Here is a 19,146-nt window from a genome sequence, read left to right as displayed (position 1 = left end):
GTTCGCCCGGCGAACGGCTGGCTCGCCGCAGCTGAACTTTTCGGATGCGCCCGACGACGCCCGCCCTCCCGACGAAGGATCCGCCGTGCGGTTGGCGTCCCCCCGAAGAGGGTGTCCTAACCACGTCCCGTCCAGCTGCTTAGCTGATGGAGATAGTATGAAATTGAGTCAACTATGAATTCGGAATAATAGTTACTTGAAAACGTCCCGTTATCGAATGAGGGGACAAATTGTCACCTAAGGACAGCGCTCAACGTTGCGCAAAGCGCTACACCTTACAGAACCGCTAGCTAACCCGCGAACCAAGGGCCCTCCAGCTCGAAGGGGAGGCGGGGCGTCCCGCGCGCAGTTCCGCAGCGAAGCGAGGACTGTCTGAGCACGTGATGCCTCGGCTCCCCGCACCAGCACACGGAACGCGAACCGAGAACCGGCCAACCCGAAGGGGAGGCGGGGCGTCCCGCGCGCAGTTCCGCACGAGTGCGAACGCGAAGCGTTCAGTGCGAGCCCAGGACTGTCCGAGCACGGGATGCCCCGGCTCCCCGCACCGCGCGCAGAAATCGAGCATACCGGCAATCCTCGCCAGCAAATCGCGACGAGGCGCAGGATGCGCACGATTCGATACTGCGCAGACGGCTGCGGGCTAGCCGGCGATCCAGCGCTCGCGCATGGCGGCCCACTTCCGGTCGCGATCGGCCTCCACCTGGGCAATCTCCTGGTCGGAAAGCGCGCGGAAACGGGACTGGCGGCGCAGGTAGTCGGCGACGCTGGCAAACTGCGCGGGATTGCGGTTCAACGTGAAGCGCCCGAAGGGATGGTCGGCTCCGGCAAGGGCGGGGCCTTCGAACTCGGCCAGATACCACAGCCCGCAGTCAACCATGGCCCGCGCAATATCTACGGTCTCCTCAACGCCGCAGCCCCACCCGGTAGGGCACGGCGCGATCACGTGGATGTAGCGCGTTCCCTTGACGTCGCGCGCCCGCTCCACCTTGCGCATGAAGTCGGGCAGGTAGCCGATGCTGGCCGTGGCGGCGTAGGGGATGCCATGAGCGGCCACGATTTCGAACAGATTCTTCTTGCTCGTCAGGCACCCGTGGGCGTTCGAACCGGCCGGTGTCGTGGTAGTGCGGGCGCCGAAGGGGGTAAGCGAGCTCTTCTGGATGCCCGTGTTCATGTAGGCTTCGTTGTCGTAGCAGATATAGAGCACGTCGTCGTTTCGGTCGATGGCCCCGGAAAGCGCCTGCAGGCCGATGTCGGCCGTGCCGCCGTCGCCCGCAAAGCCGACCACGGTGCAATCATCTGGCTTGACACCCTGGGCGCGAAGCCCCGCCTCGATGCCGGAAAGCACGCTGGCCGTAGCGGCGAACGGAGTGATCATGGCGTTGTTGGCGAAGGACAGCTGCGGAAAGTTGAACCCGACCGCGCTCATGCAGCCAGCCGGCAGCGCCGCTACCGCGTTACGCCCGAGCACCTTCAAAGCAGCGCGCACCGCCAGCGACCCGCCGCACCCAGCGCATGCCTTATGCCCGAAGAACAGCTCGTCATCGGTCATGTTCCTTGCGTTCACAGCCATCGCCCGCTCACTTTCGCTCCAAAAAGTCTCATCTACCTACACAACCAACCCCGCCGCCCAACGCGAACCGAGGCACCGCCAACCTGAAGGGGGAGACGGGGCGTCCCGCGCGCAGTTCCGCACGAGTGCGAACGCGAAGCGTTCAGCGCGAGCCCAGGACTGTCCGAGCACGGGATGCCCCGTCTCCCCGCAGCCGCGCACGGAACGCGAACCGAAAACCCGCCAACCCGAAGGGGAGGAAGGGCGTCCCGCGCGCAGTTCCGCAGCGAAGCGAGGACTGTTTGAGCACGGGATGTCCTTCCTCCCCGCACCCGCGCGCAGAACGCAAGCCCTACCCGTCGATATCGAGGAAGCGCACCCGCTCGCCCCCTTCCGCATCGGAATCGCGCAGGCAGGCGAAGATGTCGCGCACCTGCTGAAGCGTGATGTCCGCACCTCCCAAGCCGCCGACGAAGTTCACCGTGGGGACGTTGCACCCCGCCTGGTAGAGCGCCGAGTTCACATCGGAGAACACGGCGCCCTCCGCGCCGAAGGACACATCCTGCTCAAGCACCGCCGCAGCCCTCGCCGAGCACAGGGCCTCCACGATGGCCCGCGACGGGAACGGGCGCATGTAGCGAATGCGCACCATGCCGGCTCGCACGCCGTCGGATCGCAGCTCGTCGACCACGGAGCGCACCACGCCGGCCGTAGCGCCCAGCGTAACCACCACGTAGTCGGCATCTTCGGCACGGTAGCATTCAGCCAAGCCCGGATAGCGGCGGCCAAACAGCTCGGCAAACCGCTCCTCCGCGCGCGCCACGGCCGCAGGCACAGCCTCGGCCATAGCCTTGTGCTCCTGGTACTTGTAGAACGCGTTGAAGGCGGGACCGGCGGAATAGCCCATGTTCACAGGATGCTGAAAGTCGAAGCGGTTGCCCGTAGCGTCGTAGGGCGGCAGGAAAGCATCGGCGTCCTGCTGGGAGGGAACATCAACCGGCTCGTAGGTGTGGGTGATGGTGAACCCGTCCAGGTTCACCATGAAGGGCGTGCGCACAGTCGGGTCCTCAGCAACGACGTAGGCCATAAGCGCCAGGTCAAGGGCCTCTTGAGCATCTTGGGCAAAGGCCTGGATCCAACCGTGGTCCAGAAGCGACAGAGCGTCGCGCTGGTCGCCGTAGATGTTCCAGGGCAGAGCAGTGGAGCGTGTGGCATTCATCATGACGATGGGAAAGCGGCCGCCGGAAGCGTAGGTAAGGCACTCGGCCATGTACAGCAGCCCTTGGCTGGAGGTGGCGGTGAACGTGCGTGCGCCGGTGGCAGCGGCCCCGATGGCGCAGGAGAGCGCCGAGTGCTCGCTTTCCACGTGCACGTACTCGGCGCGAAGCGACCCAGCCTCCACCATTTCGGACAGCCGCTCCACCACCACGGTCTGAGGCGTGATGGGATAGGCGGAAATCACCTGGGGCCGCGCCAGGCGCACGCCTTCGGCGAAAGCCTCGTCGCCGGACAGGAACATCCTCACTGCTGGCCTCCTTCCGTCGGCATTGCGTGCGACGGCTCCTGCAGGTGCGCACCGGCCGGCCCGTCGCCGCGCTCGGGCACCATGGCCAGGGCGTCGAAGGAGCACACCGCCACGCACACGCCGCAGCCCTTGCAGAAATCGTAGTCCACCGCCACGGCGGTAGCGGCACCCGATCGAGCCTGCGCCGGCGAAAGACCGGTCTTGTAGATGGCGCCGTCAGGGCAGTACAGGTAGCACTGCAGACAGCCCGTGCAGGCATCGGCGCTGATCACGGGTTTCTTGTTGCGCCAACCGGCGTTTCTGTCCGTCAGATGACCAGCCGCAAAGCACGTGTTGGCAGCAAAGGTTTGCCACGGCGGCAGCGGCTCGGCAGCGAGCGCCGGGATGCGGCACGCGGGCCGAGCGGGCGCCGAAGCCGCGCTAGGGCCGCAATCACAGTCGCGCCCCTCGGCAGAATCGACAGCAGGCCGCACAGGCGCGGCACCGCCGACGCCCCTGCAACCGACCGCATCCACCAGATCGGCCGCGGCGGACGAATCGGGGCCGGCGAGATCGCCTTCAAACGCAGCAGCCGCATCCATGGCGCGCACCGCCTGGGCGGCGGCCGCAACGATGGCCAGGTTGCCCTCGTGCAACTTGGCCGGCATGCCCGCGCGAACGGCTTGGCCGAGCGCCTGCTCGTCCACCCTGTCGCATAGCGCGCAGAGCGCCCCCAGAAACACCGTGTTGGGAATGGGCCGGCCCAGGTAGCGGCTCGATATGCCGTCCGCATCCAGGGGCACGATGCGCCCGTCGCCAAAGGCGGATGCCGGCTGCGTGCTGTTGACCAGCACTAACCCTCCCGGTTTGAGCTCGCTCTCCCACCCGTCGTCCAAAAGCGTCTCGTCCAGGTACACCACGAAGTCGGCTTGGGTTATCGCCGAGCGGTCGCCGATGGGTCTGCCGTCCATCTTCGTGAACGCCCGCATGGGAGCTCCGCGGCGCTCGGGTCCGAAAGAAGGAAACGCCAGTGCGTAGCTTCCCTCCTCCAAGGACGCCGCCGCGCCCAGCAACCGCGCCGCCGTGAAAGCCCCTTGGCCGCCGCGGCCGTGCCAGAGCACCTCGATCATCAGCACTCCCCTTCCTCTTGCGTCTCACAGCGCAAAGCGTCGTCTGCAGCCAATTCCGCCGCAGCGCCGCGCCCGCCGGCAGCCGCAGCCGCCGACCCCACATGAGGCGTGCCGCCCTCGGGCCCCACACATCTGCACATGCTCGAACCACTGCCGACGAACACCGCTCTCACCAGGTATTCCACGTTGCCTTCGGGCCCTTTGATGGACGACTCCACCACGCCGCCCGCCGCCAAGGGCACAGCGCTCGGGCCGCCGTCAACCGCAAAGCCCGCCTGCGCCAGGGCCCCGCACACCTCCGCCACCGTGCGCTCGCGCACCGCGCCGCTGGTGACCACGCCGCCGCAGGTCTCCCCCGGCCTGCTCTCGAACTGGGGCTTCACCAGGGCGACCAGCACGCTCCCCGGACGGCACAGGGCCGCGAACGTGCCGGCCAGGCCCGCCAGGCCGATGAAGCTCAAGTCGGCCACCAGCACGTCGAAGGGGGCGCCCAGCTCGACCGGATCGGCCATGCGAATGTTCGTGCGCTCGAAAGCCGTCACGCGGCCATCCTGCCTCAGCTTCCAGGCCAGCTGGCCGTAGTTCACGTCCACGCAGGCCACCGAGACAGCGCCCGCCTGCAGCAAGCAGTCGGTGAACCCCCCGGTGGACGCCCCTATATCGATGCAGCGCAGCCCGGCGACCGATTGCCCGAAGGCGTCCAGCGCCCCCTGCAGCTTCACGCCGCCGCGGCTCACAAAGGCCCGGCGTCCCTTCACGAACACGTCGGCATCGGGGCTTACCAGCGCAGCAGCGCTGCCCACGTACACGTCGTCCACGCGCACGGTGCGGGCGATCACCGCCCGCAGCACCTCGTCGCGCGTGGCGAAGGTGCCCCGGGCCACCAGCAAATCGTCCAAACGCAGCTTCTTGGGACGCTTCGCCGCGCCCACCGCGCGCTTCGCCCCCGCCGCGCCATCGCCGCCTCCCTGCCGCGATACCTTCCCCACGGCTCTACCGCGCGCCGCCCGCGTAGTAAGCGAACACCCGCTGCCGCTCGGCACCGATAGTGGTGGTATTGCCGTGACCGGGCAAAACAATAGTCTCATCCGGCAGCGTGGCCAGACGCTTCAGCGAATGCACCATGTCGTCCATGGAGCCGCCCGAGAAATCGGTGCGGCCGATAGACGCCTCGAACAGCGTGTCGCCCGCGATCAGCACCGGCACGCCGTCAGGGTTGCTGCCGAACTGCGGGGCCAAAAGCAGGCAGATGCTGCCCGGCGTGTGGCCCGGCGTGCCGATCACCTTCCACGGCATGGCGCCCAGTTCCACCACATCGCCATGGCTTACCACCACGTCCACCGGGCAGGGCTTCCAGCGGGGCATGGGCTCGGCGTCGGTGCGCTCGCCGCAGATGTAGGGGGCGTCGGCCGCTGAGGCGATCACCGGCGCGCCCGTGAGCTCGCGCAGATCGGCCGCGCCTCCCACGTGGTCGAAATGACGATGGGTCAGCACGATGGCGTCTATCTTGCCGCCGGCTGCCTCCAGGATACGCTGCGGCTCGGCGGTCGGGTCGACGGCGATAGTGGTAGCGCCGTCCGAGATAAGGTACACGTTGTTCTCCAACATGCCCACGACCAGGTACTCTATCGAGACGCACCCGCCCGCGACGTGCAAAAGCTGGCTCATGGCTATCCTTTCCTGCTGGCCTTGCTGTTCGACGGCATCATGCGCTTCGCCTCGAAGACGCCTTCGATACTCCGCAGCTTCACCAGCACTTTCTCAATGTTTGCCACGTCGGACACCTGGAACAGAAAGCGCATGTCCACGATGCCGTCGCGGTGGCTGACCGTGTTGCTGGACAGCACGTTGGCCCCCGAGTCGGACAGCACCACCACGATGTCGCGCAGCAGGTTCATGCGGTCCAGCGCCTCCACGTACACCTCGGCCTGGAACGACGAGTTCTTCGGCAGCTCGCTCTCCCACGACACGTCGATGATGCGTTCGGGGGATTTCAGCAGCTCGGCGGCGTTGGGGCAGTCGGCCCGGTGCACCGATACGCCGCGCCCGCGGGTCACGAACCCCACGATGTCGTCGCCGGGCACCGGGTTGCAGCACCGCGACAGGCGCACCAGCACATCGTCGATGCCCTTCACCACCACGCCGTTGCTGGCATGGGCCTCGTGCTTCTTCGGGCGCTTCACGCTGGTGAGCATGGGCGGCAGCTTGCCCGTAGCCATGGCGCCGGCGCCGAAACCGGGGACCTCGTCGGCCTCGGTGCCGCGGTCCACCAGAATCTTCAGCAGGCGGTTCGCCACATGCTGGGCGCTCTCCTTGCCGGTGCCGATGTTGACCAGCATGTCGTCGGCATCCTTGAAGCCCAGCGCGTCCGCTACGGTCTTGAGCGCGCGCATGGACTGGGCGCTGGAGATGCCCAGGCCGTGCTTGCGCATCTCACGGGTCAGCTTGTCGCGGCCGGCCTGCAGATCGTCACCGCGGGTCACCTTCGAGAAGTACGCGCGGATCTTGCTGCGCGCCGAAGGCGTCTTCACGATGTTGAGCCAGTCGCGCGAGGGGCTGGCGCTCTTCTGGGTGAGCACCTCCACGCGGTCGCCCAGCTGCAGCTCGTAGGTCAGAGGCACGATGGAGCCGTTCACCTTCGCGCCCACGCAGTGGTTGCCCACTTCCGTATGGATGGCGTAGGCGAAGTCCACCGGCGTCGACCCGGCGCGCAGGCTCATGACCTTGCCCTTCGGCGTAAACACGAACACCTCGGTGGGGGCCAGGTCCACCACGAGGTCCTTCAAAAACTCGCGGGAGTCCTGGGTCTCCTCCTGCCAGTCCAGCATCTCGCGCAGCCACGCCAGCTGCGAGTCCAGCGCGTCGCCGTCCTTGCCGCCCTTCTCCTTGTAGCGCCAGTGGGCCGCCACGCCATACTCGCTGGCCCGGTGCATCTCCTCGGTGCGGATCTGCACCTCAAGCGGACGTCCCGCAGGCCCTATGACCGTAGTGTGCAGGCTCTGGTACATGTTGAACTTCGGCATGGCGATGTAGTCTTTGAAGCGCCCGGGCATGGGGTGCCACAGCGCATGGACCGCGCCCAGGGCCGAGTAGCAGTCCTTCACCGACTTGGTGATGATGCGCACGGCTATGAGGTCGTAGATTTCCGAGAAGCCCTTGCCCTTCTTCGTCATCTTCTGGTAGATGGAGTACAGATGCTTGGGACGACCCATGATCTGGGCCTGAATGCCCACCTTGTCCATCTCGCCGTGCAGGATGCCGATGATCTGCTCCAAGTAGGACTCCCGCTCCGCACGGCTTTCGGTGACCATGCGGCTGACCTGCTTGAACTTGTTGGGCTCCATGTAGTAGAACGCCAAATCCTCAAGCTCCCACTTGATGGAGTTGATGCCCAGGCGGTGCGCGATGGGAGCGTAGATCTCCAGCGTCTCGCGGCTTTTGAAGATGCGGCGATCTTCCTTGAGGGCGCCCAGGGTGCGCATGTTGTGCAGGCGGTCGGCCAGCTTGATGACCACCACACGGATGTCCTTGCTCATGGCCACGAACATCTTGCGCATGGTGGCGGCCTGCTCGTCGGTGAGGCTTTCCACTTCGATGCGGGTGATCTTGGTCACGCCGTCCACCAGCTGGGCGATGCGCGGCCCGAACAGGTCGGACACCTCCTGGCTGGTCACGTCGGTGTCCTCCACCGTGTCGTGCAGGATGGCGGCGCAGAGTGTTTCCACGTCCATGCGCAGGTCGGCCAAAATGATGGCCACTTCCACCGGATGGGCGATGAAGGGCTCGCCGGACTTTCGGCACTGCCCGTTGTGGGCCTTGGCGGCGAACTGGAACGCCCGGGCCAAAACGGCCTCGTCCTCTTCGGAGAGGTAGGCCTCGGTCATGCGCTGCAGGTCCTCGAAGCGCTCCTCGGGCGTGCGGGATCTGGCCGCCTGGTTGCGCGCCTCGGTGGCGAAGGTCTTCATGGGAGCCGCAGCGCGCCCCAGCATGGACTCCGAAAGCGACGATGCGATGACGGCGTCGCTGTGGGGAGCAATCGCAGGCTTCGCCTCGGGGGCACCCAACAGCTCTTCGGGCTTGTCGTCCCTGGTCATGGCTCTCACTTCTCCTTTGGCTGGGTGGCCGGGGCGCCGTCGGGACAGACCGCGAAGCCGTCGAAGGGCCGGGTGGGCAGAATGGGGCTGATCACGCGCACGCGCACCGACGCGGCGTCGGTGTCGAGCGCCCACTGGCGGAACAGCTGGAAGTTCTCGCGCTCCTCCAGCCCTTCGCGGTAGCGCACGCTGTCGGTGAGCTCCACCTTCGACGAATCCTCGCGCACGCGCACCGAGCGCACCCGCACGCCGTCGGCATAGGCCGTGTGGGTCTCGATGAGCCCCAGCTCGCGGAAGACCGCCACGCCGCAGTCCACCGATGCCTTGCTCACCGGCATGAGCATGCTGGACGCCCGGGCCGCCAGCTCGTCGGCCGACAGCGGGAAGAACGGCTCGGCGCTTTCCCGCTGCTGGGTGCGCAGCTGGCGGTACACCTGGGCCATGCAGTCGCGGTCGGGCGTGGCCTCGCGCAGGATGCCCTCGTTGATGGTGCAGTCGCCCCGGCCGTAGAGCAGGTGTATCTGGGCCGGCTGCCCATCGCGCCCGGCGCGGCCGCTCATCTGGTTGAACTCGATCTCGTTGAAGGGCATGTGATAGAGCACCACGTTGCGGATGTTGGGGATGTTCACCCCTTCGCCGAACGCGCTCGTGGCCACCAGCACCCGCAGCGCGTCGGTGCGGAACAGCGCTTCGATGCGCTTGCGCTCGGCCCGCTCCAGGCCCGCATTGTAGAAGCCCACCTGCAGCGCCATATGGGGAAGGCGGCGGCGCAGCAGCCGCGCCACGGCCACCGACTGCTCGCGGGAGTTCACGTAGATGACCGTTTTGGCCCCGGACGCCACCAGGTTCACCAGGTAGTCGTCGCGGTTGCGCAGGTTGCGCTGGTCGTTGACCGTAAGGTTGGGCCGGTCGGTGCGGTCGAACACGCAGGCCTGCACCGGCAGCTCGCGGCGGATGTCCTCGCACACGGCGTCGTCGGCCGTGGCCGTAAGCGCCAGCACCGTGAGCGCGCGTCCCGGGTTCGCCCGCGCAAAGCCGGCAGCCAGCTTCGCCACCGAGGCGCCGATGGAGGCGTAGGCCACCCGCTGCCCGGCCTTCGCCAAGCCGATGTGGTGGGCCTCGTCGATGACGGTGAACCCGATGCGGCCGCATTCGGCCAGATCGTCGCCGTGCCATGCCAGGTATTCGGGGGTGGTCAGCACGATATCGCAGGACCCGTCGGCCAGCGACCGGTAGACGGACTTGCGTTCCTCGGGCGTGGACTCGCCGGTGAGCACCGACACCGACACGCCGAAGGCCTCCACGGCCTCGCTCAGATGGAACGCCTGGTCGGCGATGAGGGCCCGCAGCGGGTACACGAACAGACTGGCCGTGCCGTCGCGCAGGGCGCAGCGGGCGGCGTGCACCTGGAAGGTGAGCGACTTGCCGCGGCCCGTGGCCATGATTCCCAGGGTGGAGATGCCCTGGGCCAGGTTGTCCAGGATTGCCTGCTGGGCGCCGTGCAGCGAGCCCCCCTCGCCAATGATGGCGCTGATGATCTGGGACTGCAGCCCGTCCGGGTCCGAAGCCGCCTTCCGCTGCCAGAACTCGCGGTTTCGCTGCAGCGTCTCCTCGTAGGCCTCCACCTGGTCGGGGGACGGATGCACGTCCGAGCACAGCTCGGCGTCGCTGGCAGCGTAGAGGTCGTCCACGTAGGAGAGGTCCTGGCCGCTTTGGCAGGCGTTCAGGCAGGCGTTCAGCGCCTCGCACGTGCGCGCCGGCGCGATGCTCTGCAGCATGGCCTTCACGGTGCGCCGCCCGCGCCATTCGTCCACCTGCACCTCGAAGGCAGCGTTCACCACGGCGTCGGTGCCCATGAGGGCCGCGATGTCCGTGCAGTGGAACATGATGCCCGAGACCGTGGCCCGCCCGTCGGTGAGCGCGCAGCTGAAATGGTTCTTCTCGGCTCCCACGGCCCGGCAGTTCGACAGCATCACGTTCTGCGCCAGATACACCGGCACCGGGAACCCCTGGCCGAAGGGGGACAAGGCGTCCACCTGGGCCACGGCGTCCAACGTGAGCTCCGACAGCGACACGCAGGCGTCCACCGACACCAGCGGGTGGAAGGCCTGCTCGGGAAGCTGGTCCAGAAACTCGCACAGGCAGCGCTCGAATTCCGGCAGGTTCTCCTTGGGAAGGGTGATGCCCACGGCCGCCTGGTGGCCGCCGAAGCGCGTGAGCAGATGCGAGCAGGATTCCACGGCGCGGAACAGGTTGATCTGGCCCACGCTGCGGCCGCTGCCGCGGGCTTCGTCGCCCACGATGGTGAACAGAAGCGCCGGCACGCCGTAGTCGTTCACCAGGCGGCTGGCCACGATGCCCTTCACGCCCTCGTGCCAGCCCTCGCCGGCCACCACGAGCGCCCGCTGGCCATGGTAGACCTCGGCGGCCTGCTCGCGGGCCAGCTCCGACAGCTCGGACTCGATGGAGCGGCGCGCGTCGTTGATGGATTCCAGCTGCTGGGCCAGGCGCGTGGCCTCTTCGAAGTCGTCGGTCATCAGCAGGTCAACCGCCACCTGAGCATCCCCCATGCGCCCCGACGCGTTCAGGCGCGGGATGAGCGAGAAGCTGAGGTTGGTGGCCGAAAGCTCCTTGCCGGCGTTGCCGCTGGAGGCCAGAAGCGCTGCGATGCACGGGCGGGTCTGCTGGTTCAGCCGCGCCACGCCGTCGGCCACGAGCGCGCGGTTCTCGCCCTCCATGGGCATGAGGTCGGCCACGGTGCCCATGGCGGCGAAGTCGGTGAACTCGCGCCACAGATGCGGCTGGCCCAAGCGCCCGCCCAGCGCCTGCACCACCTTCAGGGCCACGCCCGCCCCGGCAAGCACGGCGCTCTTGCAGTCCTTGCCGCACTTCGGGTCGGTCAGCGGCACCCCTTCGGGAACCGCATCCCCCGGCTCGTGGTGGTCGGTGATGGCCAGGCCCAAGCCGGCGGCCACGATCTCGGCCGCCTCCTTCTTGCAGGAGATGCCGCAGTCCACCGTAACGATGAACTGGGGGCTGCACTCGCAGGCGCGCTTAAGGGCGGCGTCGGTGAGCGCATAGCCCTCGTCGAAGCGGCGCGGGATGAACGGGCGCGCGTCGGCGCCGAAGGCCCGCAGGCCCCGGGTGAGCACGGTGGTGGCGGTGATGCCGTCCACGTCGAAGTCGCCGAACACCAGGATGCGGTCGCCCCGCTTGACGGCCGCCTCCAGGGCGTCCACCACCTCTTTCATGCCGGGGATGTCGTAGGGGTTGAGCCAGTCGGTGTCGAGGGAGGGGTGCATGAACCGGCACGCCTCTACTGGCTCGGTGATGCCGCGGGCCACAAGCGTTGCCGCCACGATGCGCGGCAGGCTGAGGGCCTGCTGCAGGGCGGCGACCGCGCAAGGGTCTGCAGCTTTTATGCTGAACTGGGCTGACATACTGCTCGTACCTTACCGGGAGGCGCGTCCGCCTTGTCGGAGGGACGCGCGCGTCGTTTTGCGCTCCATTGTCCCACAAACCACCGCCGCTGTCAGCCGCCACCTTCACCAACCAGCGGCGTCAGCACCCGCTCGTCACCTAGAGACGCATCGGCGGAGGCGAAAACACTCCCTCGGTGGCGAATCCAGGGGGAATTCTCGCGACAAGAAACGCATGACGGCCGATCGCCTGCGCGCAAGTGGGGCATAATACATCTTGCAGGCGCCGACGGGAAAGGACCCATGATGCTTTTCGTGCTCACCGGGAATGTGCAGATCGGGAAGACCCGGTGGCTGCAGCAGCTTGTCGGCAATCTGGACGCCCACGACGTGCCAACCTTCGGCGTGATCGCTCCCGGGCAGTGGGCGCCCCGCCAAAGCCCCGCGCCCGGCGAAGAGCCCTTCGACAAGCTGGGCATTGACAACGTGCTGCTTCCCGAGGGCACCATGGTCCCCTTCGCAAGGCGCGCCGACCTGGCACGGGAGAACGGCACCTTCGACGAGGGCAGCCAAGCAGCCCAAGCCGAGCTGGCCTGGCATATATCCGACGAAGCCATAGCCGTTGTGAACAGCCATTTCGCAAAGGCGTTGGAAAAGGTGCCCGGCGGCGAGGGTGCCAAGCCCGCGGCACCCTCGGGCAGCCTGCTCGTAATCGACGAGCTAGGGCGCCTGGAGCTGCTGCACGACCAGGGCCTGACCGCCGCCGTGGCCCTGCTCGAGTGCGGCCCCACGCCGCGCTTTCCCCATGCCCTGGCGGTGGTGCGAGACTACCTGCTGCCCCAGGCCGTGCAGCGATTCGGCGCCGCCTGGAACGGCGCCACCGTCATCGGCCCCACCGCCCAAGCGCTTGAACTGGTGGAATCCGCAGTGCTGGGAGAGGCCCCCGCAGCAGCAAGCGCTGCCCCCTATTCCAGCCCGGCCAGCTGGCGGCCGACCAGGTAGCCGAAGGTCATGCAACGGCCCAGGCTGTTGCCGGCGAAGCGGGTGCTGTACTGGTTGGCGTAGAAGTCGCCCGCCGCAAGGCCGATGGCGTACAGGCCCTCGATGGGCTTATCGTCGGCGGTGAGCACCTGCGAGCGCGCGTTCACATGCAGGCCGCCCATGCACGCCAGCGACGCGGGAACGTCGTACTTCGTGGCGAAGAAGGGGCCGGTCAGCTCGTGCAGCGTCGCCGGGTCCTTGTGGAACTCCAGGTCCTCGCCGGCGGCGCAGTAGCCGTTGTAGTCCTCCACGGTCTTCTTGAGCGCATCGGCAGGCAGGTCGTAGGCGGAGGCGATCTCGTCCAGCGAGTCGGCCTTCATGAAGATGCCCTGCTCCACCAGGCCCTCCCACTTCGCCAGCAGCTCCTCGGGCGTGGCAGCCCACGACGGGTCGTCCGCCCGGTAGGAGATCGCCGGAAGCTGCGAGGCGTACTCGGCGTTCCACAGCGCCACCATGGTGCCACCCGTCTGGTTGAACTGGGCGGCGGCGAAATTCGACTGCCCGACGTTCTCGTCGATGAAGCGCACGCCCTCGGAGTTCACCATGACGTTCTTGATGCAGTTGGTGGAGCCCCAGAACATCATCGGCGGATGGTCGCCGTTGTGCTGCATGACGCCGCCGACCCACAGCGACTGCTTGATGCCGGAGCCGTCGCCCATGTTGAACTGGGCCACCTGGTCGCCCACGGGGTTATGGGAGACGATGGGGCAGAAGTAGTCGAGCATGGCGGCGTCCTGGCTGTAGGACCCGGTGGCGACGACTACGCCCTTCTTCGCCACGAACTTCGTGTAGGCGCCGTCGCCGTCGGTGGCGATGACCGCGCTCACGCGCCCGTCGCCTTCGCGGACGAGCTGCTGGGAGGTGTGCTTGAAGCGCACATCGGCCCCCTTGCTCTGGATATGCTGCAGGAGCGCCGCCAGCAGGTCGATCTCGGGCACAAAGCCCAGGCCCAGGTCACCGTTGTAGGGGTCCTGGTCGATGGCAGAGGTAGGCTCGTTCTCGCCGCCAATGAAGATGATGGTGCCCGGGTAGATGCGCTCGATCACCACGTCGTCGGAATGCTGGAGCACCGGATGCAGCCCATAGGGCTCAACGACGTCGGCAAACCAGTCGGCCGCCTCGCCGGAGCGGTTCGCCCAGGCCCACACGGCGCTTCCGTCCACGCGGTAGCTGCTGATGTTGAGGAAGTCCTTCACCGCCACCACCGGGTCGATGGCCTTGTCGAGCTCGAGCTGCGGCTTGGAATTGAACACGAAATGCGAGCCGCCGTTGGCGTTGAACGTCTCGTTGCGCTCGAGCACCGTCACGCTCAGGCCGTTCTCGATGGCCGACGTCGCCGCGTAGGTGCCCGACGCTCCCAGGCCCACGATGACCACGTCGGATTCCACGGTCTGGGCGATGTCGGCCTCGGCGATGGGGTCGGGAACCACCTCCCAAGGCTTGTCGCTTGCGGTCGCCTGGGTGGTCGACCCCTGGCTCGACGAAGCCACCTTCGGCTCGTCGGCCTTGCCCGCATCCTGCCCGTCGGCGGCCTTCGTCGGCGCCGGGCTCGCGCAACCAGCCAGCCCCAGCAATCCCAGCGCACCCGCGGCAACGCCGCCCGTCACGAAGCTCCTTCTTGAAAGTGCAGCCATCCGTATCCCTCCGCTCTCTTTCGTCTGCATGCGTTTCCGTTTCCGGACAATCGCAGCCTACCGCGTCACCTTGGGCGCCCGCCATCGCGCAAACCCTGCGAAAACGATGCCGCGACCAGCAAAATCAGGTGATTCACGTGATATTGCCGCCAGGGGAAATCGCGCTTCGGCTTATACTTTTGGCAGCGAAGGGAGGATATGGGCGTGCGAATTCCACAGCGGCAGAAAGAAGCGTCGGCGTTCGCGGGCGTTGCCGAATGCCTGCCCGACGTGGGATGGGGCTTTATCGTCGCCTGGGGATTGTCGACGGTGTTCACCGACGTGTTCTCCGCAAGCGGCTCGGCGAACCTGGGGCCGTTCTGGTTCGCCTCCATGGTGGGCGCGCCGGCCGGGCTTCTGCTGTGCTTCCTCGCTCCGCGCCCTGCGCACGCTGCCGTTCGCAACCTGACGCTGCTGGCAGCGGTGTCCAGCATGACGCTGGGGCTCATCTTGCTGGCGCTCTCGCTGCAAAGCGGCGCCGGTGCCGAGATGCAGGTGGCCGGCGGCTTCGTCTCGTCGCTGGGGACCGCGGTGTTCACCGTGTTGTGGGGCAGCCATTACGCGCGCCTGGACGCCGCCCGCATCGAGCGCATGGCCGCATGCTCGCTGACCGTGGCCTTCGGCTGCTACGCCCTTGTCCTGGTGCTCCCGCGCACTGCGGCAGCCCTGTTCGTCGGCTGCCTGCCCTTCCTCTCGTGCGCCTGCCTCATGATGCTCGAGTCGGCGCCCTCCCGCGCCCGCACCCCGCTCCCGCCTGCCGCCAAGCACCCCGAAAACGAGCTCGGGCGTCTCAACCTGGCGGGCTTCGCGCGGCTGGGCTTGGGCATCGTGGGCGCCACGTCCGTAGTGTCGGTTTTCTGGTCGTGGGCCAGCCAGGGCGCCATCCCCGTGCCGCCGACGGCGTTTTCGGCCTGCGTGCTGTCCGGGTCACTCGTAGCCGTGGTCATCATGGCCTACCTGGCGAAGTACGCCCGCTCCCTCAACCTGGGCATGCTGTACCGCTGGCTGCTCCCCATCGTGTCCGCCGCCATTGCGCTGCTCGCCTTCCGCAGCACGTCGCTGGACGTGTTCGCGACGTTTCTCGTATTCGCCGCCCAGGCGCTGCTCAACCTCATCACCTTCATCTACTTCGCCGAGCTGTCGCAGCGCACCGGGGCCTCCCCCGTCAAGGTGTTCGGGCTGGGACGATTCTTCCTGGAAGCCGGCTTCCTCGCGGGACTGCTGCTGCAGCCGGCGGCGAACGCCCTTGCCCAGGCCACCGGCTCCTACCAGGGCGCTCTCTGCGTGCTTTTGGCCGCGTTCGTGGCGCTGGCCATGATTTCCATCGCCAACCAGGACCGCCTGGCGTTCACCCTGGACGCCGACGATGAACCTGCGCCGCAAGCGGCAGACGCCCGCACCGACGAGACGGCATCGTCCAGCAATTCGCCTCGGCCCGACGGCCCCGTGCTGGACGATGGCACGAGGCCAGCTGACGAGCAAGGGCTATGCAACGCCCCGGCGTCCCCTTCCGGCGCCGACACCTTCGCCGAGGCATGCGCCGCCGCCTCCGACCAGTTCGGCCTCACGAAACGCGAGCGCGAGATCCTCCCCTACCTGGCCCAGGGCTACTCGCTTCCCTACATCAGAAACGAGCTGTACGTGTCGCAGTCCACCATCGACACCCACGTCCGTCACATCTACAAGAAGATGGGCCTGCACTCCAAAGAAGAGCTCATCACCTACGTGCGCCTCCGCAGCAAGCAGCAGTGAGCTCCCGCAGGAAGAACCCTTTCACGCGCGGCCCAAAGCACGCTCGTTGCTATATACTGTTTTATTGCAGAGACCTCACGTCGACAAACAAGAGAGGACGGAAGATGAGGAAATTCGCTATTGCGGCAACAGCCGCAGCCCTCGCACTTGCGCTCGCCGGCTGCGCAAAACAAAGCCAGGAGACCCCCCCCCCGACAGTAGCGTAAACGCTAACGCCGATCAGCCTGCAGAGGTATCCACGGCCACTGCGCTCGACACCGAAGGCACGTTCGGGGACATCTCGTACATGTATCCTTCCAGCTGGATCATCGACGTAGACACCGACGAAAAGCTCGCGCTCGCATCGCCCGACCGCGATAAGATACTCTCGGCAGTTTGCTCTGAAATACCGGGTTCATCGACTCTAGTATCACAGAATCCCGACGAGTATCGGTCCGCCCTCGAAGCTCTGGCGGAATCGGCAGCCTCATCCGCCCGTGATGGAGGAATGCCTCTCAACATCCGCGGCTGCACCATCGGCGAACTCGAAGGGATACGCTTCGAGTTCGAGGGGGGCGAAGGCTCCTTTTCCTATACAGCAAGTTCGATCGCCTTCATCTCGAACGACACGCTTTACTCGTTCTCTATTGCAAACACAACCGGCGAGCCCGACGCCCTTGACGAATCAATCCTTGACTCACTGAGAATCAACAAGAACACGGTACAAGCTAACTCGACAGATAAAAAGCCTGGCACCACAGAAAGCGAATCTAAGTCAGACAGCGAGGTTTCGGCCGAATCGCCCGAGAGCAACATTGAAAACAGGGCGAAAGAGGCAACTTCCGTCAGCGATTCCGAAAACCAAGCAGAATCGCAAGAAGAGCCTTCCGAACCCGCATTCCTTGCGTCTCAGCGCGACTTGATGAAGCAGGCCAGCCTAGCGTACAAAGAGAGTGTTCCGAACGACATGACCGGAAACTGGCGCTTGGCCTTCTCAAACGAGGGCATCCCGACTATCGATTACGCGATTGCATACTACAAAGAGCACTTCGCATCAGATAAAGAAGTCCATGCCATCGTGAACTACAATCTTGGAACGATTACGCGCTTGAACTACGGCAGCGGGCTTCTTTTTGTCGACACATACGAATATCGCTCAGGCGAGGAAGCCGACGCGAAATCCATGTTCGAGGGAGAAAAGCTAGACGAAATAGTCCTGAATGCCGAAACCGGTGAAGCGCTTCAATAGTTCGATACGATAAACCCCAATAGCAACTGATGCGCATGCTCACAAGCGCCATGAGCATGCGCATCAATCTTCGCCGATAACTGTTTCTCAACGGCTTAGGGCTGGCCTTTCCACGGCCCTCTTCGAAAATGAAGCGCAGGCAGACGGCCGTCTCACGAAACATCCCACAATCAAGCCAGTCGGATAAACACGCCGCAGCTCGAGACTAATACGTGAACTAGCGCAGAGTGCTTTCTGAATGTATACTTTCCCGCTATCGAAGCGCTGTCCCGTTAAGGAGAAGGTGGAATATGAGGAAGTTCTCCGTTGCGGCAACAGCCGCAGCCCTCGCGCTTGCACTTGTCGGCTGCGCAAGCCAAAGCCAAGAGACCCCCCATAGCGTAAACGCGAGTGCTGACGAAACGGAGTCGTCTCAGAACGAGCTACAATCCGACAATCAAGAAGTAGAGCAGGCCTCCGAAGAGCTTGATGCAAAAGTCGTATTAGGTAATCTTTCGTTCAAGTATCCCTCCTCATGGCCTGTTTCCGTTAACACCGATGACCATTTTCAGGTTGTGTCCCCTACCGGGGCTGTGACGGCAGCGATCCAATCTGTACAGTTTTCAACAGTACCTTTGGACGACGACCTCGTCTCGTGTGCTTATGGGGCCGCGAGTGCTGGAAAACCAGGCGGAGCGCCCTCGAATTATCAAAAGAGCAAAATATGGGGGTTTGAGGGAGCACGGTTCCAATGCGACCTAGATCTAGACGGTCGTACCTACGCAACGGATCACACATTGCTCATCTGTAACAAGACGATTTACGATTTCACCATTGGTTACAGCGACGATGCATACGAAGACGTTGCCAATAGTATCTACGAAAGCCTTTGGGTCACAAAAAACAGCTCACCTGCCGTCGAGACAGCTGCCTCGACCGACGAAAAGAATGACGATTCGTCTGGCAAACCAAACTCCTCTGATTCTGCCAACACCTCAGATTCCTCCAGGCCATCGAGCTCTTCCGGATCTTCGCACTCCCCAGACCCTTCCAGTTCCCCTGAGTCATCTAGCTCAATCTTCGAATTGGCCCCAGAGGAGTTCAACGAGCGCATGACTGGACACCTCGACGATCTGCATGAAGCGATGGACGATGCAATCGCCGCCATTCAGGCTGGAAAGAAAACCACCATCGCCCAAGCAAACAAAGACGCAGAGACTGCGTACAGCAGCATTCTGGCACTAAAAGACAAGGTGCCTTCCGGCTACGAAAAGGTATGGGAGCATCACGCCGGTTGCGCCCACGATATCAAATGGGGCATCGGCTATCTCGAAACCGCCGCGTCCCTTTCCTCTGACGCCGACCTATTCAACTACTATATGAACCTTGCGGCAGACTCATTCGAAACCGCTGCCGCTGAACTCGCCAAAGGAACTGAGGCTCTAGAAAGCATAAACGAGAATCTGAGGAAATCGAAGTAACGCTTATCCGTAATACGCCCCGCTTCCGTACCCCGCATAATCGATAGATTGGTGAGCTTTTCCGCATGAAGGCGTCGATTGTGCAGGCTTCGGGGCGCCCCTTGCCATGGGCGGTCACGGCTGCGGCCCCTAGGGCCTATCCGTTGATTGAATGACGAACGGGCAAACGGGGTGCTATCCGGTCGCCTATTCAGTACAATTGGCCGACGAAAACAGGTCCGACGCTGCTTCGCTCTTGCTTTCACCAGGTAAAACAGGGCGATACGGCATATTCGAGAACGCACCAGCGCGCTCTC

At 65.1% G+C, this 19,146-nt stretch carries 12 protein-coding genes; 4 read left to right on the top strand and 8 right to left on the bottom strand.

What is annotated here, in order from left to right:
- Window positions 1–640 precede the first annotated feature (640 nt).
- The 7 genes from NFR41_RS01960 to recJ form a co-directional block, all read right to left on the bottom strand.
- The gene (locus NFR41_RS01960; protein ID WP_251230496.1) at window positions 641–1,570 is read right to left on the bottom strand and encodes a thiamine pyrophosphate-dependent enzyme; all 930 of its coding nucleotides are present in this window, start codon (window positions 1,568–1,570) and stop codon (window positions 641–643) included.
- 331 nt (window positions 1,571–1,901) lie between these two features.
- Complete coding sequence (locus NFR41_RS01955) at window positions 1,902–3,068, bottom strand: transketolase C-terminal domain-containing protein (protein ID WP_251230529.1); 1,167 nt, start codon at window positions 3,066–3,068, stop codon at window positions 1,902–1,904.
- A gap of 2 nt (window positions 3,069–3,070) precedes the next feature.
- Window positions 3,071–4,183 carry a 2-oxoacid:acceptor oxidoreductase family protein gene (locus NFR41_RS01950; protein WP_251230495.1) on the bottom strand — a complete coding sequence of 371 codons (1,113 nt, stop codon included), beginning with the start codon at window positions 4,181–4,183 and terminating at the stop codon, window positions 3,071–3,073.
- Window positions 4,183–5,172 carry a TlyA family RNA methyltransferase gene (locus tag NFR41_RS01945; protein ID WP_251230494.1) on the bottom strand — a complete coding sequence of 330 codons (990 nt, stop codon included), beginning with the start codon at window positions 5,170–5,172 and terminating at the stop codon, window positions 4,183–4,185. Before NFR41_RS01945 ends, NFR41_RS01950 begins: the two co-directional genes overlap by 1 nt.
- Before the next feature lie 4 nt (window positions 5,173–5,176).
- Window positions 5,177–5,851 carry an MBL fold metallo-hydrolase gene (locus NFR41_RS01940; RefSeq protein WP_251230493.1) on the bottom strand — a complete coding sequence of 225 codons (675 nt, stop codon included), beginning with the start codon at window positions 5,849–5,851 and terminating at the stop codon, window positions 5,177–5,179.
- A 2-nt stretch (window positions 5,852–5,853) separates the two neighbouring features.
- The gene (locus tag NFR41_RS01935; protein ID WP_432762681.1) at window positions 5,854–8,172 is read right to left on the bottom strand and encodes a RelA/SpoT family protein; all 2,319 of its coding nucleotides are present in this window, start codon (window positions 8,170–8,172) and stop codon (window positions 5,854–5,856) included.
- A gap of 110 nt (window positions 8,173–8,282) precedes the next feature.
- Window positions 8,283–11,717, bottom strand: a complete 3,435-nt coding sequence (recJ, locus tag NFR41_RS01930; protein WP_251230491.1) for a single-stranded-DNA-specific exonuclease RecJ — start codon at window positions 11,715–11,717, stop codon at window positions 8,283–8,285.
- Between the two features lie 282 nt (window positions 11,718–11,999).
- Here recJ and NFR41_RS01925 point away from each other — a divergent pair, with 282 nt between their 5' ends.
- Window positions 12,000–12,698 carry a hypothetical protein gene (locus tag NFR41_RS01925; RefSeq protein WP_251230490.1) on the top strand — a complete coding sequence of 233 codons (699 nt, stop codon included), beginning with the start codon at window positions 12,000–12,002 and terminating at the stop codon, window positions 12,696–12,698.
- Here NFR41_RS01925 and NFR41_RS01920 read toward each other — a convergent pair.
- Window positions 12,662–14,371 (bottom strand): FAD-dependent oxidoreductase, encoded by a 1,710-nt coding sequence (locus NFR41_RS01920; RefSeq protein WP_251230489.1) that lies wholly within the window; start codon window positions 14,369–14,371, stop codon window positions 12,662–12,664. The two genes, NFR41_RS01925 and NFR41_RS01920, sit on opposite strands and share 37 nt — an antisense overlap.
- 198 nt (window positions 14,372–14,569) lie before the next feature.
- On the opposite strand from NFR41_RS01920, the gene NFR41_RS01915 reads away from it, so the two are divergent.
- The 3 genes from NFR41_RS01915 to NFR41_RS01905 all read left to right on the top strand — a co-directional run bounded on the left by NFR41_RS01915 (window position 14,570) and on the right by NFR41_RS01905 (window position 18,850).
- Window positions 14,570–16,162, top strand: a complete 1,593-nt coding sequence (locus NFR41_RS01915) for a helix-turn-helix domain-containing protein (RefSeq protein ID WP_251230488.1) — start codon at window positions 14,570–14,572, stop codon at window positions 16,160–16,162.
- A 286-nt stretch (window positions 16,163–16,448) separates the two neighbouring features.
- Window positions 16,449–17,390 (top strand): hypothetical protein, encoded by a 942-nt coding sequence (locus NFR41_RS01910; protein WP_251230487.1) that lies wholly within the window; start codon window positions 16,449–16,451, stop codon window positions 17,388–17,390.
- 290 nt (window positions 17,391–17,680) lie between these two features.
- On the top strand, window positions 17,681–18,850 hold the full coding sequence (locus tag NFR41_RS01905) for a hypothetical protein (protein WP_251230486.1): 1,170 nt from the start codon (window positions 17,681–17,683) through the stop codon (window positions 18,848–18,850).
- The last annotated feature ends 296 nt before the right edge of the window (window positions 18,851–19,146 follow it).

The sequence above is a fragment of the Adlercreutzia aquisgranensis genome, from assembly GCF_943193145.1.
Lineage (GTDB): Bacteria > Actinomycetota > Coriobacteriia > Coriobacteriales > Eggerthellaceae > Xiamenia > Xiamenia aquisgranensis.
This window is presented reverse-complemented; position numbering and strand designations above follow the sequence as displayed.